General features: G+C 64.2%; 21 protein-coding genes and 1 tRNA gene. 13 read left to right on the plus strand and 9 right to left on the minus strand.

What is annotated here, in order from left to right:
• Positions 1-39: 39 nt before the first annotated feature.
• Positions 40-1,011, minus strand: coding sequence for a 2-hydroxyacid dehydrogenase (locus tag ENE74_RS13640; protein ID WP_127691493.1), 972 nt, complete (start codon positions 1,009-1,011; stop codon positions 40-42).
• Between the two features lie 96 nt (positions 1,012-1,107).
• Positions 1,108-1,184 (minus strand) — tRNA-Pro (locus ENE74_RS13645).
• A 357-nt stretch (positions 1,185-1,541) separates the two neighbouring features.
• On the opposite strand from ENE74_RS13645, the gene yajC reads away from it, so the two are divergent.
• The 4 genes from yajC to ENE74_RS13665 all read left to right on the plus strand — a co-directional run bounded on the left by yajC (position 1,542) and on the right by ENE74_RS13665 (position 5,030).
• On the plus strand, positions 1,542-1,889 hold the full coding sequence (gene yajC / locus ENE74_RS13650) for a preprotein translocase subunit YajC (RefSeq protein WP_127691494.1): 348 nt from the start codon (positions 1,542-1,544) through the stop codon (positions 1,887-1,889).
• 4 nt (positions 1,890-1,893) lie between these two features.
• Positions 1,894-3,495 (plus strand): protein translocase subunit SecD, encoded by a 1,602-nt coding sequence (secD, locus tag ENE74_RS13655; protein WP_127691495.1) that lies wholly within the window; start codon positions 1,894-1,896, stop codon positions 3,493-3,495.
• Between the two features lie 148 nt (positions 3,496-3,643).
• Positions 3,644-4,618 carry a protein translocase subunit SecF gene (gene secF, locus ENE74_RS13660; RefSeq protein ID WP_127691496.1) on the plus strand — a complete coding sequence of 325 codons (975 nt, stop codon included), beginning with the start codon at positions 3,644-3,646 and terminating at the stop codon, positions 4,616-4,618.
• A 34-nt stretch (positions 4,619-4,652) separates the two neighbouring features.
• Entirely contained in the window at positions 4,653-5,030 is a 378-nt protein-coding gene (locus tag ENE74_RS13665; RefSeq protein ID WP_127691616.1) for an Mth938-like domain-containing protein, read from the plus strand.
• Positions 5,031-5,193: 163 nt separating this feature from the next.
• Here the strand turns inward: ENE74_RS13665 and ENE74_RS13670 are convergent, their stop codons facing one another.
• Together ENE74_RS13670 and ENE74_RS13675 are read right to left on the minus strand one after the other, a co-directional pair.
• Positions 5,194-6,366 carry a glycosyltransferase gene (locus ENE74_RS13670; protein ID WP_127691497.1) on the minus strand — a complete coding sequence of 391 codons (1,173 nt, stop codon included), beginning with the start codon at positions 6,364-6,366 and terminating at the stop codon, positions 5,194-5,196.
• Positions 6,367-6,427: 61 nt separating this feature from the next.
• On the minus strand, positions 6,428-6,991 hold the full coding sequence (locus ENE74_RS13675) for a helix-turn-helix domain-containing protein (protein WP_127691498.1): 564 nt from the start codon (positions 6,989-6,991) through the stop codon (positions 6,428-6,430).
• A gap of 87 nt (positions 6,992-7,078) precedes the next feature.
• Here ENE74_RS13675 and ENE74_RS13680 point away from each other — a divergent pair, with 87 nt between their 5' ends.
• From ENE74_RS13680 to ENE74_RS13695, 4 genes are all read left to right on the plus strand, one after another.
• Positions 7,079-7,549, plus strand: a complete 471-nt coding sequence (locus ENE74_RS13680) for a DUF6456 domain-containing protein (RefSeq protein ID WP_127691499.1) — start codon at positions 7,079-7,081, stop codon at positions 7,547-7,549.
• Positions 7,550-7,598: 49 nt separating this feature from the next.
• Positions 7,599-7,937 (plus strand): VOC family protein, encoded by a 339-nt coding sequence (locus ENE74_RS13685; protein ID WP_127691500.1) that lies wholly within the window; start codon positions 7,599-7,601, stop codon positions 7,935-7,937.
• Positions 7,938-7,986: 49 nt separating this feature from the next.
• Positions 7,987-8,412: a MerR family transcriptional regulator gene (locus ENE74_RS13690; protein ID WP_127691501.1), complete on the plus strand. Its 426-nt coding sequence runs from the start codon at positions 7,987-7,989 to the stop codon at positions 8,410-8,412.
• 61 nt (positions 8,413-8,473) lie between these two features.
• A complete protein-coding gene (locus tag ENE74_RS13695; RefSeq protein WP_127691502.1) occupies positions 8,474-10,279 on the plus strand; it encodes an acyl-CoA dehydrogenase C-terminal domain-containing protein in 1,806 nt (601 codons plus the stop codon).
• A gap of 103 nt (positions 10,280-10,382) precedes the next feature.
• Here ENE74_RS13695 and ENE74_RS13700 read toward each other — a convergent pair whose 3' ends face one another.
• The 4 genes from ENE74_RS13700 to ENE74_RS13715 form a co-directional block, all read right to left on the minus strand.
• A complete protein-coding gene (locus tag ENE74_RS13700; RefSeq protein WP_127691503.1) occupies positions 10,383-10,787 on the minus strand; it encodes a BLUF domain-containing protein in 405 nt (134 codons plus the stop codon).
• 103 nt (positions 10,788-10,890) lie between these two features.
• A complete protein-coding gene (locus tag ENE74_RS13705; RefSeq protein ID WP_127691504.1) occupies positions 10,891-12,195 on the minus strand; it encodes a cell wall hydrolase in 1,305 nt (434 codons plus the stop codon).
• Positions 12,196-12,225: 30 nt separating this feature from the next.
• Positions 12,226-13,143, minus strand: coding sequence for a cysteine synthase A (cysK, locus tag ENE74_RS13710; RefSeq protein WP_127691505.1), 918 nt, complete (start codon positions 13,141-13,143; stop codon positions 12,226-12,228).
• Entirely contained in the window at positions 13,140-14,495 is a 1,356-nt protein-coding gene (locus ENE74_RS13715) for an MFS transporter (protein ID WP_127691506.1), read from the minus strand. The genes cysK and ENE74_RS13715 overlap by 4 nt, the downstream gene beginning before the upstream one ends.
• A gap of 208 nt (positions 14,496-14,703) precedes the next feature.
• Here ENE74_RS13715 and ENE74_RS13720 point away from each other — a divergent pair, with 208 nt between their 5' ends.
• Complete coding sequence (locus ENE74_RS13720) at positions 14,704-15,405, plus strand: class I SAM-dependent methyltransferase (protein WP_241242001.1); 702 nt, start codon at positions 14,704-14,706, stop codon at positions 15,403-15,405.
• A 114-nt stretch (positions 15,406-15,519) separates the two neighbouring features.
• On the plus strand, positions 15,520-17,274 hold the full coding sequence (locus ENE74_RS13725) for a DUF885 domain-containing protein (protein ID WP_127691508.1): 1,755 nt from the start codon (positions 15,520-15,522) through the stop codon (positions 17,272-17,274).
• A gap of 239 nt (positions 17,275-17,513) precedes the next feature.
• Here ENE74_RS13725 and radC read toward each other — a convergent pair whose 3' ends face one another.
• Positions 17,514-18,203: a RadC family protein gene (gene radC, locus ENE74_RS13730; protein WP_127691509.1), complete on the minus strand. Its 690-nt coding sequence runs from the start codon at positions 18,201-18,203 to the stop codon at positions 17,514-17,516.
• Between the two features lie 118 nt (positions 18,204-18,321).
• Here radC and ENE74_RS13735 point away from each other — a divergent pair, with 118 nt between their 5' ends.
• Genes ENE74_RS13735 through ENE74_RS13745 form a run of 3 tightly spaced genes read left to right on the plus strand, consistent with a single transcriptional unit; the run spans position 18,322 to position 22,171 of the window.
• Positions 18,322-21,588, plus strand: a complete 3,267-nt coding sequence (locus tag ENE74_RS13735; RefSeq protein ID WP_127691510.1) for an intermembrane phospholipid transport protein YdbH family protein — start codon at positions 18,322-18,324, stop codon at positions 21,586-21,588.
• Complete coding sequence (locus tag ENE74_RS13740) at positions 21,585-21,773, plus strand: YnbE family lipoprotein (protein WP_127691511.1); 189 nt, start codon at positions 21,585-21,587, stop codon at positions 21,771-21,773. The genes ENE74_RS13735 and ENE74_RS13740 overlap by 4 nt, the downstream gene beginning before the upstream one ends.
• A complete protein-coding gene (locus tag ENE74_RS13745) occupies positions 21,770-22,171 on the plus strand; it encodes a YdbL family probable chaperone protein (RefSeq protein WP_127691512.1) in 402 nt (133 codons plus the stop codon). Before ENE74_RS13740 ends, ENE74_RS13745 begins: the two co-directional genes overlap by 4 nt.
• Positions 22,172-22,375: the final 204 nt, after the last annotated feature.

The raw sequence follows: 22,375 nt of genomic DNA on the forward strand, positions 1-22,375 counted from the left end.
TATCTGTAGGACAGCGGCTATTGCGTCCCGCCATTCGCGTTACCGGCGCTGCGCCCGATGGATCGCCTCGGGCACCGGTGAAACCGCCTGCCCGCTTTCAAACCAGGCGATGAGGTTGTCCACCACCATCTGCCCCATGGCGTTTCTGGTGTGTTGAGACGCCGAACCAATGTGAGGCAGCAACACGACATTGGGCATGGTTCGCAGCGCATCGGGCACATGCGGTTCATCTTCGAACACGTCCAGTCCGGCGCCCCATATCGTGCCTTGCTGCAAGGCATCGATCAAGGCGGCCTCGTCCACGACACTGCCGCGCGCGACATTGACGAGTATCCCCTCGGCGCCCAGCGCCGCCATCACGGCGGCATTGATGAGGTGCTTGGTCCTGTTGCCGCCCGGAACAATGACGATCAGAACGTCCGATGCCTCGGCGAGCGCAATCAGGTCTTCATGAAATGCGTAATCTACGTCCGGCTGGCGTGATCGCCCGTGATAGGCAATGGCAACGCCGAATGCGTCCAGGCGTCGCGCAATGGCCTTGCCGATTGCGCCAAGTCCCACAATGCCGATCCGGCGTCCGCGCAATGTCGGGGAAAGCGGGAAAGGTCCGTCAGGCCAATGACCGTCGCGCACATAGCGGTCCGCCTGTGGAATGCGGCGCAAGGTCGCCAGCAACAGGCCGATGGCGAGATCGGCGACTTCCTCGTCCAGAATGCCGGGTGTGTTCGTGACGACAACGCCGCGCGCCGCCGCGGCACGGGCGTCGATATTGTCATATCCGACGCCGAAGTTGGCGATAATCTCCAGCGCGGGCAGCCGATCGAGCCACATGGCATCGACCTTGCCGGCCAATGTGCTTACGGCCATGCCCCTGATACGCGGCGCGACATCAGTAATGAAGGCGTCCGGCGCGTCTTGTTCCCACAGACGATGCACGCAATAGCGCGCTTCGAGCGCCGCGACGACGCCGGGCAACATGGGGGCGGGTATCAATATTTCCGGGATCGTCATCAGGCCGATCTAACGGGCTTTGGCGCTTTATGCCATGCGGTCTTTGCCGATGATGGCCGAACCATGAACCCTGACAGACTGAAAATGACGGTAATTTGGTCGGGACGAGAGGATTCGAACCTCCGACCCCCACACCCCCAGTGTGATGCGCTACCAGGCTGCGCTACGTCCCGACCGGAGGGGGGCGTTTAGGCGGATGTCCGGGAAGATGCAAGGGTGTACCGGTGTTAGGACTGCGATGGCTTGCTTTGCCGAGCTTTTGCGGAGTTCAATTCAATGTTACTGACGCGTGTTCCCCGGCTTTCGCCGGGGAACAAACAGGGTGGGCCGGTAAGCGAATTAGGTGGAGCAGCGGCGCGTCATGCGGAGAGCAAATCGGTCGGCGCCCGGTCACTGCACTGCCATCCCCCTATATATGTTGCCACTGCGCCCCGGTTTGTGTTAGCCGCCCGCCCTCGCCCTTGGGGTGTCGATGCGATGGCGTCGGCCGGCCTGGGGTCGCCCTATTTCTCGCAACAGAGAGTGTTTTCATGTTCATCAGTCCTGCCTTTGCCCAAGCCGCCGCGTCAGGCACCGGCTCTGCGGGCGGGTCCGCCTCCATCATCGCGAACATTCTGCCGCTAGTCCTGATTTTCGTCGTGTTCTACTTCCTGCTGATCCGCCCGCAGCAAAAGCGGATGAAGGATCACAAGGCAAAGATCGACGCGGTGAAGAAGAACGATCAGGTCGTCACTGGCGGCGGCCTAGTCGGCAAGGTGGTGCGTGTCGATGACCTTTATGTCGATGTCGAGCTGGCACCCGGCATGAAGGTGAAGGCCGTCAAGGCGATGCTGACCGATGTGATCGATCCTGCCACCGCGAAACCGGCGAACGACTGATCTCATGCTGACGTTTCCCCGCTGGAAGATCACGCTTATCCTGGCCGTGCTGGGCATCGGCATCCTGTGTGCCGTTCCCAGTTTCCTGCCCGAACGGATCACGTCGGCCTGGCCCGGCTTCGCGCAGGTCCGCGTCAATCTGGGTCTCGATCTGTCGGGCGGCAGCCATCTGCTGCTGGAGGCCAGCACCGATGATGTGACCAAGGCCCGCCTGACCAATATGGAGGACCAGGTCCGCACGGAGCTGCGCAGGGGCGATCCGCGCATCGCGATCGGCGACATTTCCCGGCGCGACGGGAAGCTCTCCTTCATGGTCCGCAATCCCGCACAGGTCGATGCCGCCGTGGAGCGTATCCGCCCGCTGACGCAAGGCGCGGGGATGACCGGCCAGCGCGATTTCGACGTCAGCGTCGTGGACAGCAGCACGATCGTGCTGGCACCCACCGACGCGGGCATAGCCAATTCGGTGAACAGTGCGATGGAAGTCGCCACCGAAGTGATCCGCAAGCGTATCGACGAGTTGGGCACGCGTGAACCCAGCATCGTGCGGCAGGGCGAAAATCGTATCGTCGTTCAGGTGCCGGGCCTGCAAGACCCAAAGCAGCTTAAGGATTTGCTCGGCCAGACGGCGAAGCTTGAGTTCAAGCTGGTCGATTTCACCGCCAACCCTGCCGAAGTGGCGCAGGGACGTGCGCCGGTCGGCAGTGAAGTCCTGCCCTATCCCGGCAATCCCGCCGGCGTTCCGTTTATCGCGGTCAAGCGGCAAGTCATGGTTTCCGGCGACGAGTTGACCGACGCGACGCAAGTCTACGACCAGCAGAACAATCTGCCCGCCGTCTCGATCCGTTTCAACGCGTGGGGCGGGCGCAAGTTCGGCAAGGTGACGAGCGAGAATGTCGATCGTCCCTTTGCCATCATCCTCGACGGGCAGGTGCTGTCCGCACCGAACATCAACGAGCCGATCCTGGGCGGCACCGCGCAAATCAGCGGCAATTTCACTGTCGAAAGCGCCAATCAGCTTGCCATTGCGCTGCGTTCGGGCAAGTTGCCGGTGGCGCTCAAGGTCGTGGAGGAACGCACCGTCGGGCCACAGCTCGGCGCCGATTCGATCCGCGCGGGCATCATTGCGTCGGTCGTCGCGGCGGGCGCGGTCGCCGTATTCATGTTCCTCAGCTACGGCCGCTTTGGCCTTTATGCGAACCTCGCGGTGGTCATCAACATCCTTGTCATCCTGGGCGTCATGGGGCTGCTCAACGCGACGCTGACGCTGCCGGGCATCGCCGGTTTCGTGCTGACGATCGGCACCGCGGTTGACGCCAACGTGCTCATCTACGAGCGTATCCGCGAGGAACGCCGACGGGGCCGGGGTGTCGTGCAGGCGATCGAGTTCGGCTACAAGGAAGCCAGCCGCACGATCTTCGAAGCAAACGTCACCCATGCGATTGCGGGCGGCATCATGCTCGCGCTCGGCTCCGGCCCGGTGAAGGGCTTTGCCATCGTTCTGCTGATCGGCATTGCGACATCAGTCTTCACCGCCGTCACCTTCACGCGCCTCATCGTGGCGACATGGCTCCGCCGTGCGCGCCCGACGGAGCTGCATATATGAATACGCCCCTTTCCCCGTTCGCCCTGAGCCTGTCGAAGGGCCGTACTGAGCACAGTGAAGTGCCGTCACTTCGTTCAGGCGAAGGCTTCGAGAACCCCGGATCAAAGCCGGGGCCGAGCGGCTTGGGGTGCGAGATCGGAACCACGTCATGAAACTGCTCAAGCTCGTTCCCGACAATACGAACATCGGCTTTGTCCGCGTTCGCCATATCGCCTTTGCGATCACGGCCATCCTGACGCTGCTGGCCGTTGCCGCCGTGGGCGTGCGAGGCCTCAATATGGGCGTCGATTTCGTTGGCGGGCTGATGGTCGAGGCGAAGTTCGCGTCCGCGCCGCCGCTCGACAAGGTACGCAGCGATATCGATGCGATGAACGTCGGTGAAGTCTCGCTGCAACAGTTTGGCGACCCGCGCACCGTGTCGATCCGTTTGCCGCTGCCCGAAAGCAGCGACGATGGCGCGACCGACGCCTTGGTCCGCAAGGTGCAGGCAGGCGTGGAGGCCAAATATCCCGGCGTCACCTTCAGCCGCTACGATGCGGTGTCGGGCAAGGTGTCCGGTGAGCTGATCCGCAACGGTATCCTGGCGGTGCTGCTTGCCGTCGTCGGCATCGCGATCTTCTCCTGGTTCCGCTACGAATGGCAATTCGGCGTGTCGACCTTCGTCGCGATCATGCACGACGTGCTGATGACATTAGGGTTTTTCGCCATCACGCGGCTGGAGTTCGATCTCAATATCGTCGCCGCCGTGCTCACCATCGTGGGCTATTCTATCAACGACAAGATGGTGATCGACGATCGCATCCGCGAAAACATGCGCAAATATCGAAAGATGGACATGAAGGCGTTGATCGACCTGTCCGTCAACGAAACGCTGCCGCGCACCGTGATGACGTCCGTCACCGTGATGCTGGCGCTGGGGGCGCTGCTGGCCTTTGGCGGGCACGTGCTGCGCGGCTTCTCCGCTGCGATGATGCTGGGGATCATCATCGGCACCTATTCCTCGGTCTATGTGTCCTCTTCGCTGCTCATCACTTTGGGTCTGAAGCCGGAAGCCGCCTCGGACAAAAAGGCAGGTGGTATTGCTTCGAAGGCCGAACGCATGGGCGACGGCGCGCAGCCTTGAACGGCCCCCTGAACGGATCGGCGTGACCAGCGGTATGGAGATGCGGCGCGACGGCGGCTATGGCGGCCCGCGCATCACCGGCTTTGCCGGGCGCGGCTATCGCTTGCAGGATAGCGTCTTTCCCGGCGGCGTGCTTCTGAGTTGGACGGAGGCATGGCCGTGGGATGATGCGCCCGCGCCAGACGCGCTCAGCCTGTCTTCGCTGGGTCCTCTGGCCGCGCTCGATCCCATGCCGGAGTTTCTGCTGCTTGGCACCGGCGCGGGTCTGGTGCAGCCTGCACGCGCCTTCGTGCGGGAGCTGGAGGCACGGGGCGTCGGGGTAGAGGTGATGGACAGTCGCGCCGCTGCCCGTGCCTGGGGTGTGCTGCGCTCGGAGGATCGTCAGGTGATTGCGGCGCTAATGGCGCTTTAGCCTTAGGTTCGTTACTAATTCACCGTTCATCCTGAGCTTGTCGAAGGACCAGCCTGAGCGTAGCGAAGGCACTTCACTTTGTTTAGTAATGCCCCCTTCGACTGCCAGCCTGCGGCAGGCGCTCAGGACAGGCTTCGACATGCTCAGGGCGAACGGATAGAGGTTATCCCTTCCCCGCAACCCCTTTGAGATGCGCCAGCAAAGCATCGCCATTCGCTACCCAGGTGAAGCGCCGCGCGGTCTCGCGCACCGCCTCTCGCTCTGGTGGATTGTCGATCAGGTCGCGGATCGCGGTCGCGATGGCGGCCGGTTCGCGCGCAACGATATGCCCCGCTTCGGGCCGATCGATCAGTTCGCCTGCGCCGCCGACATCGCTTGTGACGACCGGCGTGCCGCAGGCCAGGGCCTCGACCCAGGCATTGGCCAGTCCTTCCGACGCAGACGGCAAGGCCATCACATCGGCAGCATTCAGATATTGTGGCAGACGATCGTGCGGCACCGCACCGACCAGGCCGACCCGATCGGAAACGCCCAGTTCCTGCGCGAGCGCCAGCAGCGGGCTTGCTTCCGGTCCCTGACCGATCAGCAACAGCGTGACGTCGGGCATGGCCGACATCGCCCGAATCAGCAGATCCTGGCCCTTGCGCGGGATTAGCGCGCCAACGCTCGCCACAACCGGCCCTTTCAGGTCCAGCGCATCCTTTGCCGCATAGCGGTCCTCGATGCGGAAGCGGTCGAGATCGACGCCGGTGTAATGCACCATGATCTTGTCCTCGGCCATGCCGAGCGCGATCATCGAGCGTTTCATCGCTGCCGATACCGCCAGCAGACCGGCAGCATCCTCCCCGGCGCGCAATACGGCACGGCGGGTATCCGCGCGCTTGCCCCAATAATGGATGTCCGCGCCGCGTGCCTTCACCGAAAAGGGAATGTTCAGCACCTTTGCGATCCGCGCCGCTACCGGTCCGTCGGGGTAGAAAAAGCTCGCATCGATTACATCGAACGGCCGTTCCCCGTGCAGGCGGCGGACAAGCGGCAGAATGGCACGCGTCATGGTCGTCACGTTGATGCGCCCGCCGAACTTGGGAATGATCGGGAAGCGCGGGCGATAGACCATCAGATCGCGCCAGCGTTCCTTTTCCGGCAGGCGGGCCAGCGCCTGATAGGGCGTAGCGTTTGAAAGCGGCCAGGGCGGAATACCGACCGGCGCAACCACCGTGACGTAGCAGTCCGGGCGGCTGCCCAGCTCACGCGCCTGCCGCTCCACGAACACGCCGAAATTGGGGCGGCTCATATCGGGAAACAGCGTTGACAGCATCAAGACGCGGATAGTCATTCGACCATAGTATAGCAGGTCGGTTAACGGGCTGTTAGTCCTGCGCGGATCGGCCCAGCCGTCAAAGCGCGCGGACCAGCCGCGTGGCGACCCCTATCCACGGTGGATCGGCAAGCACCTGCTGCCGCGTGCGCGCGCCCAGCGGCAATAGGTGGATCATCGCGGCATCGCGTCCGATCAGCCGTCCGAACAGAAACCGTCCTCCGGGACGAGGGACGAGCACGTCGCGGTTGAGCGCGCCCGCATAATCGGCCGGCGCGATTCGCGCGCACCATATTTCGTCGCCGCCGCGGTAATCGCCGATGCTGGCCGTCACCCGCACGCCCGCTATATCGCCGCTGGCGACCGGCGGTGCGATGTGCATCGACTTGGCCGGTGCATGGGCACCATCCGGTCCGATCAGCGCGGCAACGGGCAGCAGGTCCTGCCCCGGCAGGTTCACCAGATCGGCGCTGCTGACGCCCAGCGCCGCGGCGATGCGGTTCAGCCAGCCGACCGATACTGTCCGCATGCCTGTTTCCAGCCGCCCTATGGTCTGCGCGGTTGTCGGCGGATCGCATCGGCGCGCGACATCGTCGAGCGTCATGCCCTTGGCTTTGCGCACGTCCCTTATCCGCGTGATCATGGCGTCCTCCATTAACCTATATGGTTTTCCTGTCCTACATGTCGATGCACAAGGCAATAGGCTGCGTTCTGCATGAAAGGATCATTTATGCCTGTCCCTGCCGCCTGCCTTGTGGAACGCACCCTGCGCGATAGCGATGGCCGCCTGCATCATGTCACGATCAATCTTGCGGAATCGCCGCTCGGCTGGCTGCATGCGCGCGGCAGGCTGTCTGACCGGCAATATGCCGCCGGCGAATTGCTGCGTCGCGACTGGGAACGGGCCGGGATGGGCGCGCAGGTCACGATGCGCTGGGATCCCACGCCTGTCGCGCGGGGACGGGGCGGGGCACCCGATGCGCCCGATCCCACCATGCCCCAACTTTCCGCAAGGGACCGGCTTGCCGCAGCGATGCGCGCAGCGGGCCCCGGTCTGTCCGATATCCTCTGGCGCGTGGCCTGCGCCGGTGAGGGGCTGGTCGCGGCGGAAAAGGCGCTTGGCTGGCCGGGACGCGCGGGAAAGCTGGTACTCGGTTTCGCACTGGATCGCGTCGCTGATTATTATCGCATTCCCGCGTGACAGCAGGCATCGCCAGGACTAGAACATAAAAAGAACAAGGGGGCGATTCATGGCACGGCTTAATTACGTCGAACTGTCGGTCAGCAGCATCGAAACGGTACGCGGACTTTATGAGCAGGCCTTCGGCTGGCAATTCACGGACTATGGACCGGACTATGCGGCGGTCGAAGGGGGAAGCACGACCATCGGTTTCAATGCCGATGGCGATGCTAACGCAGTTGCCGTTCTGCCGCTCGTCGCGGTCGATGATCTGGAGGCGGCACTCGATGCCGTGTTGCGGGCGGGAGGCCATGTCCGGGTCCCCATTTTCGCTTATCCTGGCGGGCGGCGCTTTCACGCCGTCGATCCCGCCGGGCATGAAATCGGGGTGTACCAGAGCACGGAGTAGCGACATGGCCCACTTGACGCGAACGTAAACGTCAATTAGATCATGGGCCATGAAGCACAGCACCCAGATCGCGGGCATCGAAATGCCCGACCTCAACGAACGGGATCACTACAGCATCTCGGATCTGTCGACCGAGTTTGGCGTCACGGCCCGCGCGCTGCGTTTTTATGAAGATGAAGGGTTGATTGCGCCCGAGCGGCAGGGGCTCGCCCGCATTTACTCGCGTCGCGACCGCGCGCGGCTAGCATGGATATTGCGCGGCAAGCGTGTCGGCTTCAGCCTGACCGAGATTCGCGAGATGATCGACCTCTACGATCTCAACGACGGACGGTCCGCGCAGCGCCGCGTCACCATAGAGAAATGTCGTGCCCGTATCGATTTGCTTCAGCGGCAAAAGGCCGACATCGATTCGGCGATAGAGGAATTGTCCGCCTTCGTCTCGATCGTCGAGGCCCAGGGCGACGACGACATCTGATCAGCGACAGCGCCGCACTCCGATACGGACGGCGGCAGATTGACTTAACCCGGAGAGTGCCATGCCCAAATATACCGCCCCCGTTCGCGACACGCAGTTCGTGCTCGATCATGTCGTCGGCATCGATCGCTATGCCAATCTCCCCGGCTTCGAAAATGCCACACCCGATCTGATCGAGGCTGTACTGGGCGAAGGCGGCAAGTTCGCCGCACAGGTTCTCTTCCCGCTCAACCAGGTCGGCGATCGCGAAGGCTGCACGCGCCATCCCGATGGCAGCGTCACTACGCCGACGGGCTTCAAGGACGCATTCGACCAATATGTCGCGGGCGGCTGGACCACGCTGCACGCGCCGGAGGAATTTGGCGGGCAGGGGTTGCCCCATGTCGTTTCCACGGCCTTTGGCGAATATGTGTTGTCGGCCAATCAGGCTTTCGAAATGTATCACGGGCTGACCGCAGGCGCGATCGCCGCCATTCTCGCCAAGGGTTCGGACGACCTCAAGCAGAAATATGTGCCCAATATGGTGAGCGGCAAATGGACCGGCACCATGAACCTCACCGAACCGCATTGCGGCACTGATCTAGGCCTCATCAAAACGAGGGCGGAGCCGCAGGCAGACGGCAGCTATGCCATTACCGGCACGAAGATCTTCATTTCGGCAGGCGAACATGACCTGGCGGAGAACATCGTGCATCTGGTCCTCGCCAAGACGCCCGGCGCACCCGAAAGCAGCAAGGGCATTTCGCTCTTCATCGTGCCCAAGTTCATGGTGCACGACGATGGGTCTTTGGGAGATCGCAACGCCGTCTCCTGCGGCTCGATCGAACACAAGATGGGCATCCACGGCAATTCGACCTGCGTCATGAACTATGACGGTGCGACCGGCTTCATGGTGGGCGAAGAGAACAAGGGCCTTGCCGCCATGTTCATCATGATGAATGCCGCCCGCCTGGGCGTGGGCCTTCAGGGTCTGGGCCAGGCCGAAGTCGCCTATCAGAATGCGGTGCAATATGCGCACGACCGGCGGCAGGGCCGCGCGCTTACCGGCCCCGCCGAGCCGCAGGAAAAGGCCGACACATTGTTCGTCCATCCCGATGTCCGCCGTATGCTGATGGAAGCCAAGGCGCTGACCGAAGGCTTGCGCGCGCTTTGCCTGTGGGGCGCGCTTCAGGTCGATCTCGCGCACAAGGCGCAGACCGAGGAAGAGCGGCAGACCGCCGATGAGCTGATCTCTCTCCTGACCCCCGTCATCAAGGGCTATGGCACCGACAAGGGCTTCGACGTGACGGTGAACTGTCAACAGGTCTATGGCGGCCACGGCTATATCGAGGAATGGGGCATGGACCAGTATGTCCGGGACGCCCGCATCGCCATGATCTACGAAGGCACCAACGGCGTTCAGGCCATGGATCTCGTCGGCCGCAAGCTGGCGCAGAATGGCGGTCGCGCGCTCCAGACGCTGTTCAAGGTGATCGCGCAGGAAGTCGCTACCGCCAAGGCCGAACCGCGTCTCGCCCCGCTGGCCGAGGCGCTGGAAAAGGCCAATGCGCAGCTCCAGGGCGCCACCATGTGGCTGATGCAGAACGCCATGACCAACCCCAATAACGCGGGCGCGGGCGCGCACAGCTATATGCACATCATGGGCATCGTGTCGCTGGGTCTGATGTGGCTGCGCATGGCGAGCGCCGCCGTTCGCCTGCTCGACGCGGGCGAGGGCGACCCGAAATATCTGGAAGCCAAGCTGGTTACGGCCCGCTTCTATGCCGAACGTATCATGCCCGACGCGGGGGCTCTCCGTCGCAAGATAGAAGGCGGCGCGGAAAGCCTGATGACGCTCGACCCGGAGATGTTCGCCACGGCGGCATGAGGGGTTGGACTGACGATATCAGACGCAAGAAGGCCCGCCGAACCGGCGGGCCTTATTCGTGCTGCACTAAATCGGACGACCGGGTGTTAGGTTATCAGCACGCTCACGCGGCAACGGCCATGCGGACATAGCTGGAAAACAGCGCGCGAATATTGGGATCGGACACATCGGCGACCAGGGCATCGACGGCTTCGATCAGGCTGCGGTCGTTGGTGTCGCGCGTGGCGCGCTGGGATGCCATCGCCCAATTGCCGAACTGCCGATCATCTACCGCCTTGGAAGACAATATGGCGGAGGCGCGATGGCGATGGTCGCACTTGATGCGCTTATAGGCCGCCATGACCGGTGCTTCCTCGCCTTCGAGAGCCTGCAGAAACCGCTTGCCGTTGAACAGCAGCATGCCGGTAATGCCGTCACGGCCATTGTTGCGGCGGGAGATCGAGAGAATAGAGTCGAGATCGTTTGGAAGGATGTTTTGCGCGGTGCTGATGTAGATAAGCTGGAACATTCTGGCTGACTTTCGGAGGCTGACATGTCCTGTTTGCCCGTCAAAAGTTAAAATCCGGTCGAAATCCACCTTAACATCTTGCAATACAGTCTTTTCCTCGCACTTACTCTTGCCCTGCCGTCCGCGCCTCGACCGGCCGTATCACCACCGTCTCCGCCGCCTTCGCCTTCACCGTCGGTACCACCGCAGGCGCTGCACCAGCCGCCGCCGGTTCCCGCACCCGCATGCACTCGCTGCGACTCGTCCGTGGCGTCCGCGCGCAATTCCACAAGGCTCGTTGCAGTCCGCTCGGCGCGTCGTGGATGTAGCTGAAAGCCATGCTCGCCAATGTGCTTTCCGGGATCGGGAAGCCCCTGGGCGCGGCTGTCCTGTCGCTCCATGCCAATATGCGGCAACGTTGCCGCCCGGCGCAAAACCGGGTGGCGATGCCTGGGTAGCTGTCGGTCGCCAGCGGGTCCAGCAGCAGGATGAAGGCATTGGCCTCCGGCGCAATCGCGATCAGCCGCGCCCCATCGACCTGCTTGCCCAGCATATCCGCGCTGATGGCCTTGGCGGGCGCGGCGGCAAGAGCGGCAGGCGCGGTAAGGCCCAGGGGCATGCCCGGCGCGCCCGCGACGGCTACCGCAGCACCCTGATGCGCCGCCGAAAGCCGTGCGATTTGCGGCACCACCGGTTCCCGACTGGAAAGCCGACGCAGAAAGGCAGGCGGCGTCCCCCACCATCCCGTCCAGCGGAAGAACAGATGCGTGTCCACAGCCGCCACCTTGTCCAGACTGCTGCTCCAATAGGGCACCACCCAGTCGGTATGATAGTGGGTGGCATAGCCAACCCTGCGATCGACGCTGCCAGACAGCGCCAGCCGCGCGACATCCCGTGCCCGTGCCCATGCACTCGCTGAGGGCGTACGCGCGAGCGCCCCGTCGCAGGTGAATGTGAACTGGCATCCGGTCCGCCGCTCTGCGCCCTGAAAGACGACGCCGCACACGCTCTTGGGAAAGGCGGGGTGCCGCACCCGGTTCAGCACCACTTGCGCCACCGCTTTCTGCCCGCCCGTATCGTCACCCGCTTCATAAAGCTGCGCCGCCGCCAGGCAATCGACGGCCCTGTCCAGGTCGTCGGGTTCGCCGTCGAAAAGAAACGGTCGCGCCGCCGGATTGGGCAGGCGGGAAAAGGGGACACGCGCATTGAACTTCCGCGCGTCGTCCGGGGCGACGGCGCGCACGCGCAGCGGCTCGACCGGCGGCGGCGGGGAAGGGGGACGGATCGTCTCGCGCATATCGCTGGATGCTTGTCCGTGCGGCACCGCAACGCGCCCGCTGTCGAACCAGGCGATGGCGGCGGGCAGCCCGGCAAAGGCGATCACGGCGCATGCCGCCCGTGCCCAGCCCGCCATCCGGTCGTTCAGCATGCGGCTGATCTGCCTGCGCCCCGGCCCCGCCTATTCGGGCAGGAAATCAGGAACGGACAGGTAGCGTTCGCCAGTGTCATAGTTGAAACCCAGCACCTTCGCGCCTGCGGGCAGTTCGGGCAGCTTCTGCGCGATCGCTGCCAGCGTCGCGCCGGATGATATGCCGACCAGCATGCCCTCCTCGCTCGCCGCGCGGCGTGCATAATCCTTCGCAAGCGCCGGATCGACCTGGATCGCCCCGTCGAGCAATTGCGTATGCAGGTTGGTGGGAATGAAGCCTGCACCGATGCCCTGAATGGGGTGCGGCCCCGGTTGACCGCCGCTGATGACGGGCGAGAGCGTCGGCTCCACGGCGAAGATCTTCACATGCGGCCAGGCGGCCTTCAGCACCTGCGCCACGCCGGTGATATGCCCCCCGGTGCCGACGCCGGTGATGATCGCATCCAGCGGTGCGTCAGCAAAATCCGCCAGTATTTCCTGTGCCGTCGTGCGGACGTGCACATCGATATTGGCAGGGTTCTCGAACTGTTGCGGCATCCACGCGCCCGGCGTCTGGTCGACCAGCTCCAGCGCGCGTTCGATCGCGCCTTTCATGCCCTTTTCGCGCGGGGTGAGGTCGAAGGTCGCGCCATAGGCGAGCATCAGCCGCCGCCGCTCGATCGACATGCTTTCGGGCATGACGAGAACCAGCCGGTATCCTTTCACCGCCGCGACCATGGCCAGGCCCACGCCGGTGTTGCCCGATGTCGGCTCGATGATGGTGCCGCCCGGCGTCAGGTCGCCGGAGGCCTCCGCCGCTTCGATCATCGCCAGCGCGATACGGTCCTTGATCGACCCGCCGGGGTTCGACCGCTCCGACTTGATCCACACTTCGGCATCGCCGAACAGGCGGCGCATGCGGATATGCGGCGTCTTGCCGATGGTTTCCAGAATGCTGGCAGCTTTCATGTCGTCGTCTCCTTGGCGGTCGGTGCGAATGGTGGGGCGGGCGCTCCGTTCGGCCGTATGTCGGGTGGATCGAAACTGCGTGCAAGCCTGATTTCGGGGAAGAGCCGCGCCCATGCAAGCGTTATGATGATCGCGCCGATGCCGCCTGCAATAACTGCGGTGACTGGCCCGACCAGCGCCGCCAGAAAGCCCGATTCGGCTTCCCCCAACTCGTTGGACGCAGAAATGGTGAGCTGCGACACGCTGCCGACGCGGCCACGCATGGCGTCGGGCGTGTAAAGCTGGATCAACGAAGAGCGAATATAGACCGACACCATGTCGGCGCTGCCGAGCACCACGAGGGACGCCAGCGCCACTTCCATCGCGATGCCATGCGGCATAAAGGCGGTCAGCCCGAACACGATCGTTGCCATGCCGAAGATGATGACAGCCGCCAGCATCCTGACCCCCACTTCGCGTTCCATGGGTCGGAAGGAAAACCATAGCGCCGTCACGGCCGCGCCGATCGCGGGAGCGGCGGCAAGATGGCCCAGCCCCTGCGATCCGACCTGTAATATGTCGCGGGCATAGACTGGCAGCAGCGCTGTCGCCCCCGCCAGCAGCACCGCGAACAGATCGAGCGTGATCGTCGCCAGCAGAAAACGGTTCTGCCGCACGTAAGACAAGCCGTCGACCATTTGCCGCAACGGATGGCGCGTCAGGTCGCGCGCCGCTTGCGGCACCTTGCCGATCAGCAGCATCGCGGTCATCGCGACGACATACAGCAATGCGCTGGTCGCATAGGCACCCCAGGGCGTCAGCGCATAGATATATCCGCCCATCGCCGGACCGACGATGGACCCGGATTGCCATGCGACGCTGGAAAGGGCGATGGCGCGCGGCAGGCTCTCTTTCGGCACCAGATTGGGGGCAAGCGCGCTGAACGCGGGTCCGTTGAAGGCGCGGGCGATGCCGACGAGCACGGCAATCAGGAAGATGAGCGGCAGCGTGACCCAGCCTTCGAACGTCGCCAGCGCCATCAGGCTTGCGCCCGCGATCAGCAGCAGCAACGTCGCCCGCACGATCAGTCGCCGGTCGAAATGATCGGCCACCCAGCCGGTGACGGGCGTGAGCAGGAACAGAGGCAGGAACTGTGCCAGGCCGATAAGGCCCAGCTGTGCCGCGGCACCCTGTGTCCCCATGGTCTCGCGGGCAATGTTGTACGCCTGCCATCCCAGCACGATCATCATGCCATATTGTGCGAGCATCGCGGATAATCGCCCGAACAGATAGGCCCGGAAACTGCCGTATTGCACGGGGTGGCGGGCCGGCGGGGCTGCTTGTGGGGCAGGATCGGTTTCGGGGTGCTGCATCGATTCCGTCCTTGGCGGCGATTGGCGCGCATGACAACCGGCCAATGCATCGCTACGCCGCGTCGATGCACCGCTGACGTCGTGCGGGCTATCGCTCTTGCGATCGGGGCGGTAACCACGGCGCGTCCCTCAGGACGAATCTACAGGGGGCGCGCCTCCAGGGAACAATGCGAAGTCGAAACAGGCGGAACAGGATTATCTGGCGGCATTGGGGCGTGACGGATGGACGCACAGCCTCAACAAGCCTTTCTCGGACAGCTATTGCGCGATCAATCTTGCCTCCATCGGTGCGATCATGGCGCTGCTGCCCCCGCCGCCTGCGCATATTCTGGATCTGGGCTGCGGCGGCGGCTGGACCAGCGCCTTTCTGGCGCGGGCGGGCTATACGGTCGTGGGTCAGGATATCGCGCCGGACATGATCGCGCTCGCGCAGGAGACGAAGGCGCTGCACCATCTCGATGATCGGCTGACATTCATCTGCGGGGATTTCGAATCGCTGGATATGGACGGGCAGTTCGATGCCGCCTTGTTCTTCGATTGCCTGCATCATGCCGATGACGAGCGGGCAGCCATCGCGTCAGCCTATCGGGCGCTGCGACCCGGCGGCATTCTCATCACGCATGAGCCAGGCGAGGGGCATTCGACGGCGCCCGGATCGATCGAGGCCATGCGGCTTTACGGCGTGAACGAACGGGACATGCCACCGCATCTCATCATCGCGCAGGGCCGCGCAGTCGGCTTTCGCGATGCGCGCGTGGTGCCGATGCAGCATGAGTTGATGGCGATCTTCTATGACAGCAAGGTGCCACGCCTGTTCAGCGAGGCGGCATGGCTGCGCGCCAAGCGGGTGCTGACTGCGGCCTTCCGGCCGTCGCACAGAGACAGCGCCATTGTCGTGCTTACCCGCTGAATAGCAATCATTTCGTCATGCTGGCACCATGGCGCTGGCGTTCTGTGTCTTATATGGCATCATTGGCGGGGCATGATCCTTGCGCATGCCCTGTCTGTCTGGAGAATCCCGTCTATGTCGCGGAGCACGCTACGCATCCTTCTTGCCGCATCCGCCCTGTCCGCGTCCCTTCTGACAGGCTGCTCGCAAGCGCCGACCAACGAACAGCAGGCCGTTACCGTCACCGATGCCGCTGCGGGCGATCCCCGGTGGGGCAAGTTCAGCGCAGCCTTTCTGGATCGCTATTTCGAGCATGATCCCTATTTCGCGGTCTATCAGGGGCGGCACGACTATGACGGGCGGTTGCCCGACTGGAGTGCGGCGGGGCTCAAGGCGCACGCCGATTTCCTGACCGAGACCATTCGGCAGGCGGAGGCATTTGATGCGCGCAAACTGTCTGACGAGCAGGCGTTCGAGCGCGATTATCTGATCGCGGTGGCGCGCGGGCGGCTTTTCTGGCTTACTGATGCCGATCAGCCGCACACCAATCCGGCTTACTATATCGGCGGCGGGCTTGATCCCAACGTCTATGTCGCCCGGCCCTATGCCGATGCGGCAACGCGGATGAAGGCGTTCATCGCCTTTGCGAAGAACGTGCCCGCTGCCGCCGCGCAGATCCGGGCCAACCTGCGCATGCCCATGCCGCTCAGCTTCGTCGATTTCGGCAAGGCAGGTTTTGCGGGATTGGCGGCCTATTACACGGGCGACGCGAAGGCCGCCTTCGCCTCCGTCAAGGACCCCGCCTTGCAGCAGCAGTTTGACGAGGCGGCGGGCGCCGCGTCACGGGCCATGGCTGATCTCGCCAAGTGGATCGAAAGCGGGCGCGGCACGGCGACGCAGGATTTCGCGCTGGGTTCGGACCGCTTCGCGCGCATGGTGCAGGCCACCGAAATGGTCGATGTGCCGCTCGCAGAGCTGGAGCGCATTGGTCAGGCGGACCTGAAGCGCAATCAGGACGCGATGAAGGCCGCCTGCGCGCAATATGCGCCGGGCGGGGGCATCCCGGCCTGCCTTGCAAAGATGAACGCCCGGAAGCCGTCAGGCGGCGTGGTCGCCGCCGCGCGGAGCCAGTTGCCGGGCCTCAAGGCGTTTCTGATCGAAAAGGATATTGTGTCTATTCCCGGTGAGGAGGAGGCGCAGGTCGAGGAAGCACCGCCCTACAACCGGCAGAACGCCGCCTATATCGACATTCCCGGCCCATATGAGAAAGGCCTGCCTTCGGTCTATTACATCGCGCCGCCCGATCCAGCCTGGTCGAAGGCCGTGCAGGATGGCTATATTCCGGGGGAAAAGAACCTGCTGTTCACCTCCGTCCACGAAGTCTGGCCGGGCCATTTCCTCAATTTCCTGCACGCCAACCGATCGAGGCGCATGTTCGGTAAGGTGTTCGTCGGCTATGCCTTCGCAGAGGGCTGGGCGCATTATGCCGAGGAAATGATGTGGGATGCCGGTCTCGACAGCGGCAATCTGGAAACGCACATCGGCCAGCTCAGCAATGCGCTGCTGCGCAACTGCCGCTTTCTCTCCGCCATCGGCCTGCATGCGCGCGGGATGACGCAGGACCAGTCACGCCGGATGTTCATCGAGCAATGCTATCAGGATGAGGGCAATGCCCGGCAACAGGCGGCACGCGGCACCTACGATCCCGCCTATCTGAATTATACCATGGGCAAGCTGATGATCCGCAAGCTGCGCGACGACTGGGTGCGCGACAAGGGGGGAAGGGCGGCATGGAAACAGTTCCATGACGGCTTCCTCAGCTACGGCGGCCCGCCTGTTCCGCTCGTCCGTGCCCAGATGCTGGGAGGCAAGGCGCAGGCGGTGTTCTAGGTGTGATGGCGCTACCCAATAGGCGTCGGCGATTATCCTTTCGCGCCTATATGTCATGTTCCCCTGCGGAAGGAGGGGTCCAGAGCCCTGAATGCAATACCGTGCGGCCCTGGACCCCTGCTTTCGCGGGGGAACGGTACCTTAGGTGCCGGAAAGCTAGGGCTGCCATCCTCGCCATGCTGAACGCGTTTGAGTGTCCCTTGGCTCTGAACGCGGCGCAAACCCGCAAGACCTGTACCCTACAACAACCCCATGGCCCGCATCGAACGATAGCCGTCGCGTCCGATGATGATGTGGTCGTGCACGGCGATGTCGAGCCGCTTGCCCGCCTCGGCGATCTGGCGCGTGATCTCTATGTCCTGGCGGCTGGGGTCGGGCGCGCCACTCGGATGGTTATGGACCAGAATGAGGCTCGCCGATCCCAGATCCATCGCGCGCCTGATGACTTCGCGGGTATAGATGGCCGCCTGATCGATCGACCCGTCGCCCATATGCTCGTCGCGGATCAGCATGTTGCGGCTGTTGAGGTGCAGCACCCGCACGCGCTCGACGGTCAGGAACGCCATGTCGGCACGCAGATAGTCGAGCAGTGCCTGCCAGCTCGAAAGCACCGGCTGGTCCGCGACCTCGGCTTTCAGCAGGCGCAAGGCGGCCGCCTGGACGATCTTGATCGCCGCGACGCTGGTATCGCCCATGCCCGGCATTCTGGCGAGCGCCTGCCAGTCGGCCGTCAGCAGCCCGCCGATCCCGCCGAAATGGTGCAGCAGCATCTTGGCCAGCGGCTTCGTGTCGCGGCGCGGAATGGCCAGCGCCAGCAGATATTCGATCAGTTCATGATCGAGCAGTGCGTCCCCACCGCCTTCGGCCAACCGCTGGCGCAGCCGCGCGCGGTGGCCCGTACCCCCATGTTCGATGCCGCCGTCCGCCATGCCCTATGGCGTAAAGCGCCCCTGTCGCCGCAGCAAGGCTATTTCCTGCTGGTCACATGCTGTTCAGGCGTTACGGGTTTGATGATGGCAATGGAACAACGTCCGGGGTGGCGCGCAGATGCACGATGACAAGGGGGACGCAGCGCACATGCCGCGGCACGCCCGCCATCGGCCGTGGGTGCGCGTGGCGCTGGGCGGCACGGCCGTGCTGGCACTCACGGCCCTGACCATATGGACTCTGCGCCAGCCCATTGCGGAAAACTTCATCGCCCGTGAACTGGCGACGCGCGGCGTACGCGCCGATTATGACATCGTCGCCATCGGCTTGCGGACGCAACGCGTCGAAAATGTCGTCATCGGCGATCCGCGCAATCCCGATCTTACTGCCCGCTGGGCCGAAATCGATCTGTCGCTCACCGGCCTCACGCCGCATGTCGTCGCCGTGCGGGCTGGCGGCGTGCGGCTGCGCGGCCAGTGGCGGGGCGGTGTGCTTGATCTCGGCGCGCTCGATCGTTTCCGCAGCGGTGATCCCGCCGCGCCCTTCGCCTTGCCCGATCTGCGGCTTGCCCTGACCGATGCGCGCATGCGACTGGAAAGCGACTTTGGTGCCGTGGGGATGACGCTCGATGGCACGGGCAACCTGCGTTCGGGATTTCGCGGGCAACTCGCCGCCGTCAGCCCGCGTCTCACTCTGGCCGGATGCGCGCTGACCGATGCGAACGCCTGGCTTTCGCTTTCGACCAGCAACGGTCGTCCGCGCCTTGCCGGGCCGATCCGTGGTGCGGCGCTCGGCTGTCGCGATCAGGATGTCGGCATAGCCAGGCCGGTGGTGACGCTGGATGCCTGGCTGTCCTCGGGCTTCGACCGCTGGACTGGCCATGCCGATCTGACCGCACTCGCCATCAAGGCCTCTGCGGCAACCTTCGTCCGTCCGTCCGGCCGTATCGGCTTTGACGGCGCGGCGGCGGGAACGCGCGGCACGGCGAAGCTCTCGGCGCAGGCGGCAGGGCAGGGGACCCTTGCGTCGGGTGCGGTGAACCTGACGGGCGCCTATCGTTTCGCGCCAGGCCGGACCGGGTTGGATGCGCGGATCGAAGGTGCACTTTCGGCGCGCGATCTGCGCTCGACGCGATCTGATCCCCTCGCGAGCCTGCGCGCCGCGACGACGGGCACACCCATATCGCCGCTCGGCCTGCGCCTCGCCGATGCCGCCCGCGCCGCCAGCCGCGATAACCGTACGACGCTGCGCTTTGCCGCGGACCAGAGCGACATGGGCCGCACGCTCTCCCTCACCAACGCGCAGTTTTCCAGCCGCAGCGGTGCGCGCATCGCTCTGGCACCCGACAGCCGCCTGTCCCTCGACTGGCCGCGCGCGAGCGGCCGCTTCGCCTGGGCACTGGACGGCGGCGTCACGATGGAGGGCGGCGGTCTGCCCAAGGCCGCGCTCCGGCTGGCGCGCAATGCTGCGGGCGGCTTCGGTGGCCAGATGTTCCTTGATCCCTACACCGCCGCCGACGCGCGCCTTGCCATGGATGCCGTCCGCTTCTCGGCCGGGTCCGATGGCATGACCCGATTTGCCACCAGCCTGCGTCTTGACGGGCCGCTTCAGGGCGGCGGTATCAAGGGTCTTGTCCTGCCGATCGACGGCGCGCTCTCCAGCGGCGGGGCGCTGACCATCAACCGCAACTGTACGCCGCTGGCGTTCGATGCGCTGCGCTACGGTAGTGTCGGCCTTGGCACGACGCGCGTGCGGCTCTGCCCCGATCGTGGCACGCCGCTGCTCGCTTACGGGGCGGCGGGGCTTTCGGGTGGTGCGCGCGTCGAGGCCCTGCGCCTCGCCGGTACGCTGGGCGACAGTGCGATGCGTCTGTCTGCCGCCAGCGGACGCCTCAGCCTCGCCGATCGCGATTTCCGCCTGACCGACGCCGATCTGCAACTGGGCGATCCTGCCGCGCCCGTCCGCCTGTCCGCCGCCAGCTTTGCCGGGCGCATGGATAAGGGCGGGCTTGGCGGCACCATGACGGGCGCAAGCGGCCGCATCGGCACAGTGCCTCTGCTCGTTGGCGATGCCGCCGGACGCTGGCGCTATGCCGACAGCCTGTTGCGTGTTGATGGCGGTCTGACTCTCACCGACTCGGAGACGCCGCATCGCTTCGAGGCCCTCGTCAGCCGTGACTTCACCCTGGCCCTGCGCGACAATCGTATCACCGCGCAGGGAAGCCTGCTTGAACCGCGGACCGGCGCGCGCGTCGCCCGCACCGATATCGTGCATGATCTGGGGAGCGCGAAAGGGCGCGCCGATCTCGATGTGCCAGGCGTAACCTTCACCCAGGCGCTCCAGCCCGAAATGCTCACCCGTCTGGCGCTGGGCGTCGTTGCCAATGCCCGCGGCACCGTGGTGGGCAAGGGGCAGGTCCGCTGGACGGGAAGCGACGTCACAAGCGACGGCCTGTTCCGTACCGACGCCATGGACCTGGCGGCCGCCTTCGGTCCGGTCACCGGCCTGTCCGGCGAACTGCGTTTTACCGATCTGGTCGGCCTCGTCTCTGCACCGGGACAGGTGGCGCGCATCGCTAGTGTCAATCCGGGTGTCGAGGTCACCGGCGGCGAAGTGCGCTATCAGCTTCTTCCCAATCAGCAGGTGCATATCGAAGGCGGCGAATGGCCATTTGCGGGCGGGCAACTCAGCCTGCTGCCGACCACCATGGATTTCAGCGCGGACAAGCCCCGCAACCTGTCGTTCCGTGTCGTCGGCATGGATGCCGGTGCCTTCATCCAGACTCTCGACCTCGACAATGTTTCGGCGACCGGCACGTACGACGGGCTGCTGCCCATGATCTTCGATGAACATGGTGGACGCATCGTGGGCGGCGTGCTGGTCGCGCGGCAGACGGGGCGCGCCCCGCTCGTCCTGTCGGACACCGCAAACTTGCGCATAACCTGCGATCCCGCGCAGCAGGGCGGCACCCTCGCCTATGTCGGCCCGGTCTCCAACGAACAGCTGGGCGTCTATGGCAAGATGGCGTTCGATGCGCTCAAGCACCTGCAATATAAATGCCTGACCATCCTGATGGACGGCGCACTCGATGGCGAACTGGTGACGCAGGTGTCGTTCAACGGCGTCAATCGCGGTACGCCGGGGGAGAGACCGAAGGGCATCGCCCGCAATTTCATCGGCCTGCCGTTCCTGTTCAACATCCGCATCGAAGCCCCGTTCCGCGGGCTGCTCAATACGGCGCAGTCCTTTATCGATCCGAGCGGCCTGATCCGATCCAATCTGGGCGATCAATACGCGCCCGTAACACAATCGCCGCCCGTCACGTCTTTCGGGCTTGCCGTTCAGCCTGCCGAAAGCGACAAGGGCGCACAGAGGGACCGGAAATGAAGACATATGGCATATTGGCGCTTGGGTTCGTCGGCCTTGCTTTTGGTGGCTGCATTCAGGTGCGCGCGCCGGACAAGCCGATCGAGATCAACCTGAACGTGAAGGTGCAGCAGGAAGTCGTGGTGCGCCTGCAACGCGACGCGCAGGATCTTATTCAGAATAACCCGGAGTTGTTCCCGCAATGACACGTACATCTTTTCTTTTTGCCGCCAGTGCCGCGCTTGCGGTCGCGTCCGGCATCGCGCTGACAACATCCGCTCGCGCCCAAAGCGGTGTGGTCGCGCAAGCGATCGCCGCCGGAACGGTCGGGGAACAGTCCGACGGTTATCTCGGCATCGCGGGATCAGTCTCCGCCGATGTGCGCGCCGAAGTCGAATCGATCAACATCAAGCGCCGGGCCGCCTATACCGACCTGGCCGGCAAGCGCGGCGTGACGGTGGCGGATGTCGCCGCCGCCACCGGATGTCAGACGCTGGCGGCCCGCGTGAAGGCGGGACAGGCCTATCGCATCGGCAATGGCGCGTGGCAGACAAAGGGCAGCGGTGCGATCGCTCTGCCGGATTACTGCGCCACGGCGGGGTAAATCGTCTCCCTCTCCCTTGAGGGGAGAGGGCCGGGGAGAGGGGGCTGTCCGTCGATCACGGGACTATGGCTGCCGCCTGACATGCTCCTCTCGCAACCCTTTCGCCGGAAGGGGAGAGGGCTTTTTCTTGCTCCTTTCCTCCCCATCCCCAAGCACTGTTGACTTGGGGGGACACCCTTTCTAAACGGGCCGCGCCTTGACGGG

It is taken from the genome of Sphingobium algorifonticola, assembly GCF_004005485.1.
Lineage (GTDB): Bacteria > Pseudomonadota > Alphaproteobacteria > Sphingomonadales > Sphingomonadaceae > Sphingobium > Sphingobium algorifonticola.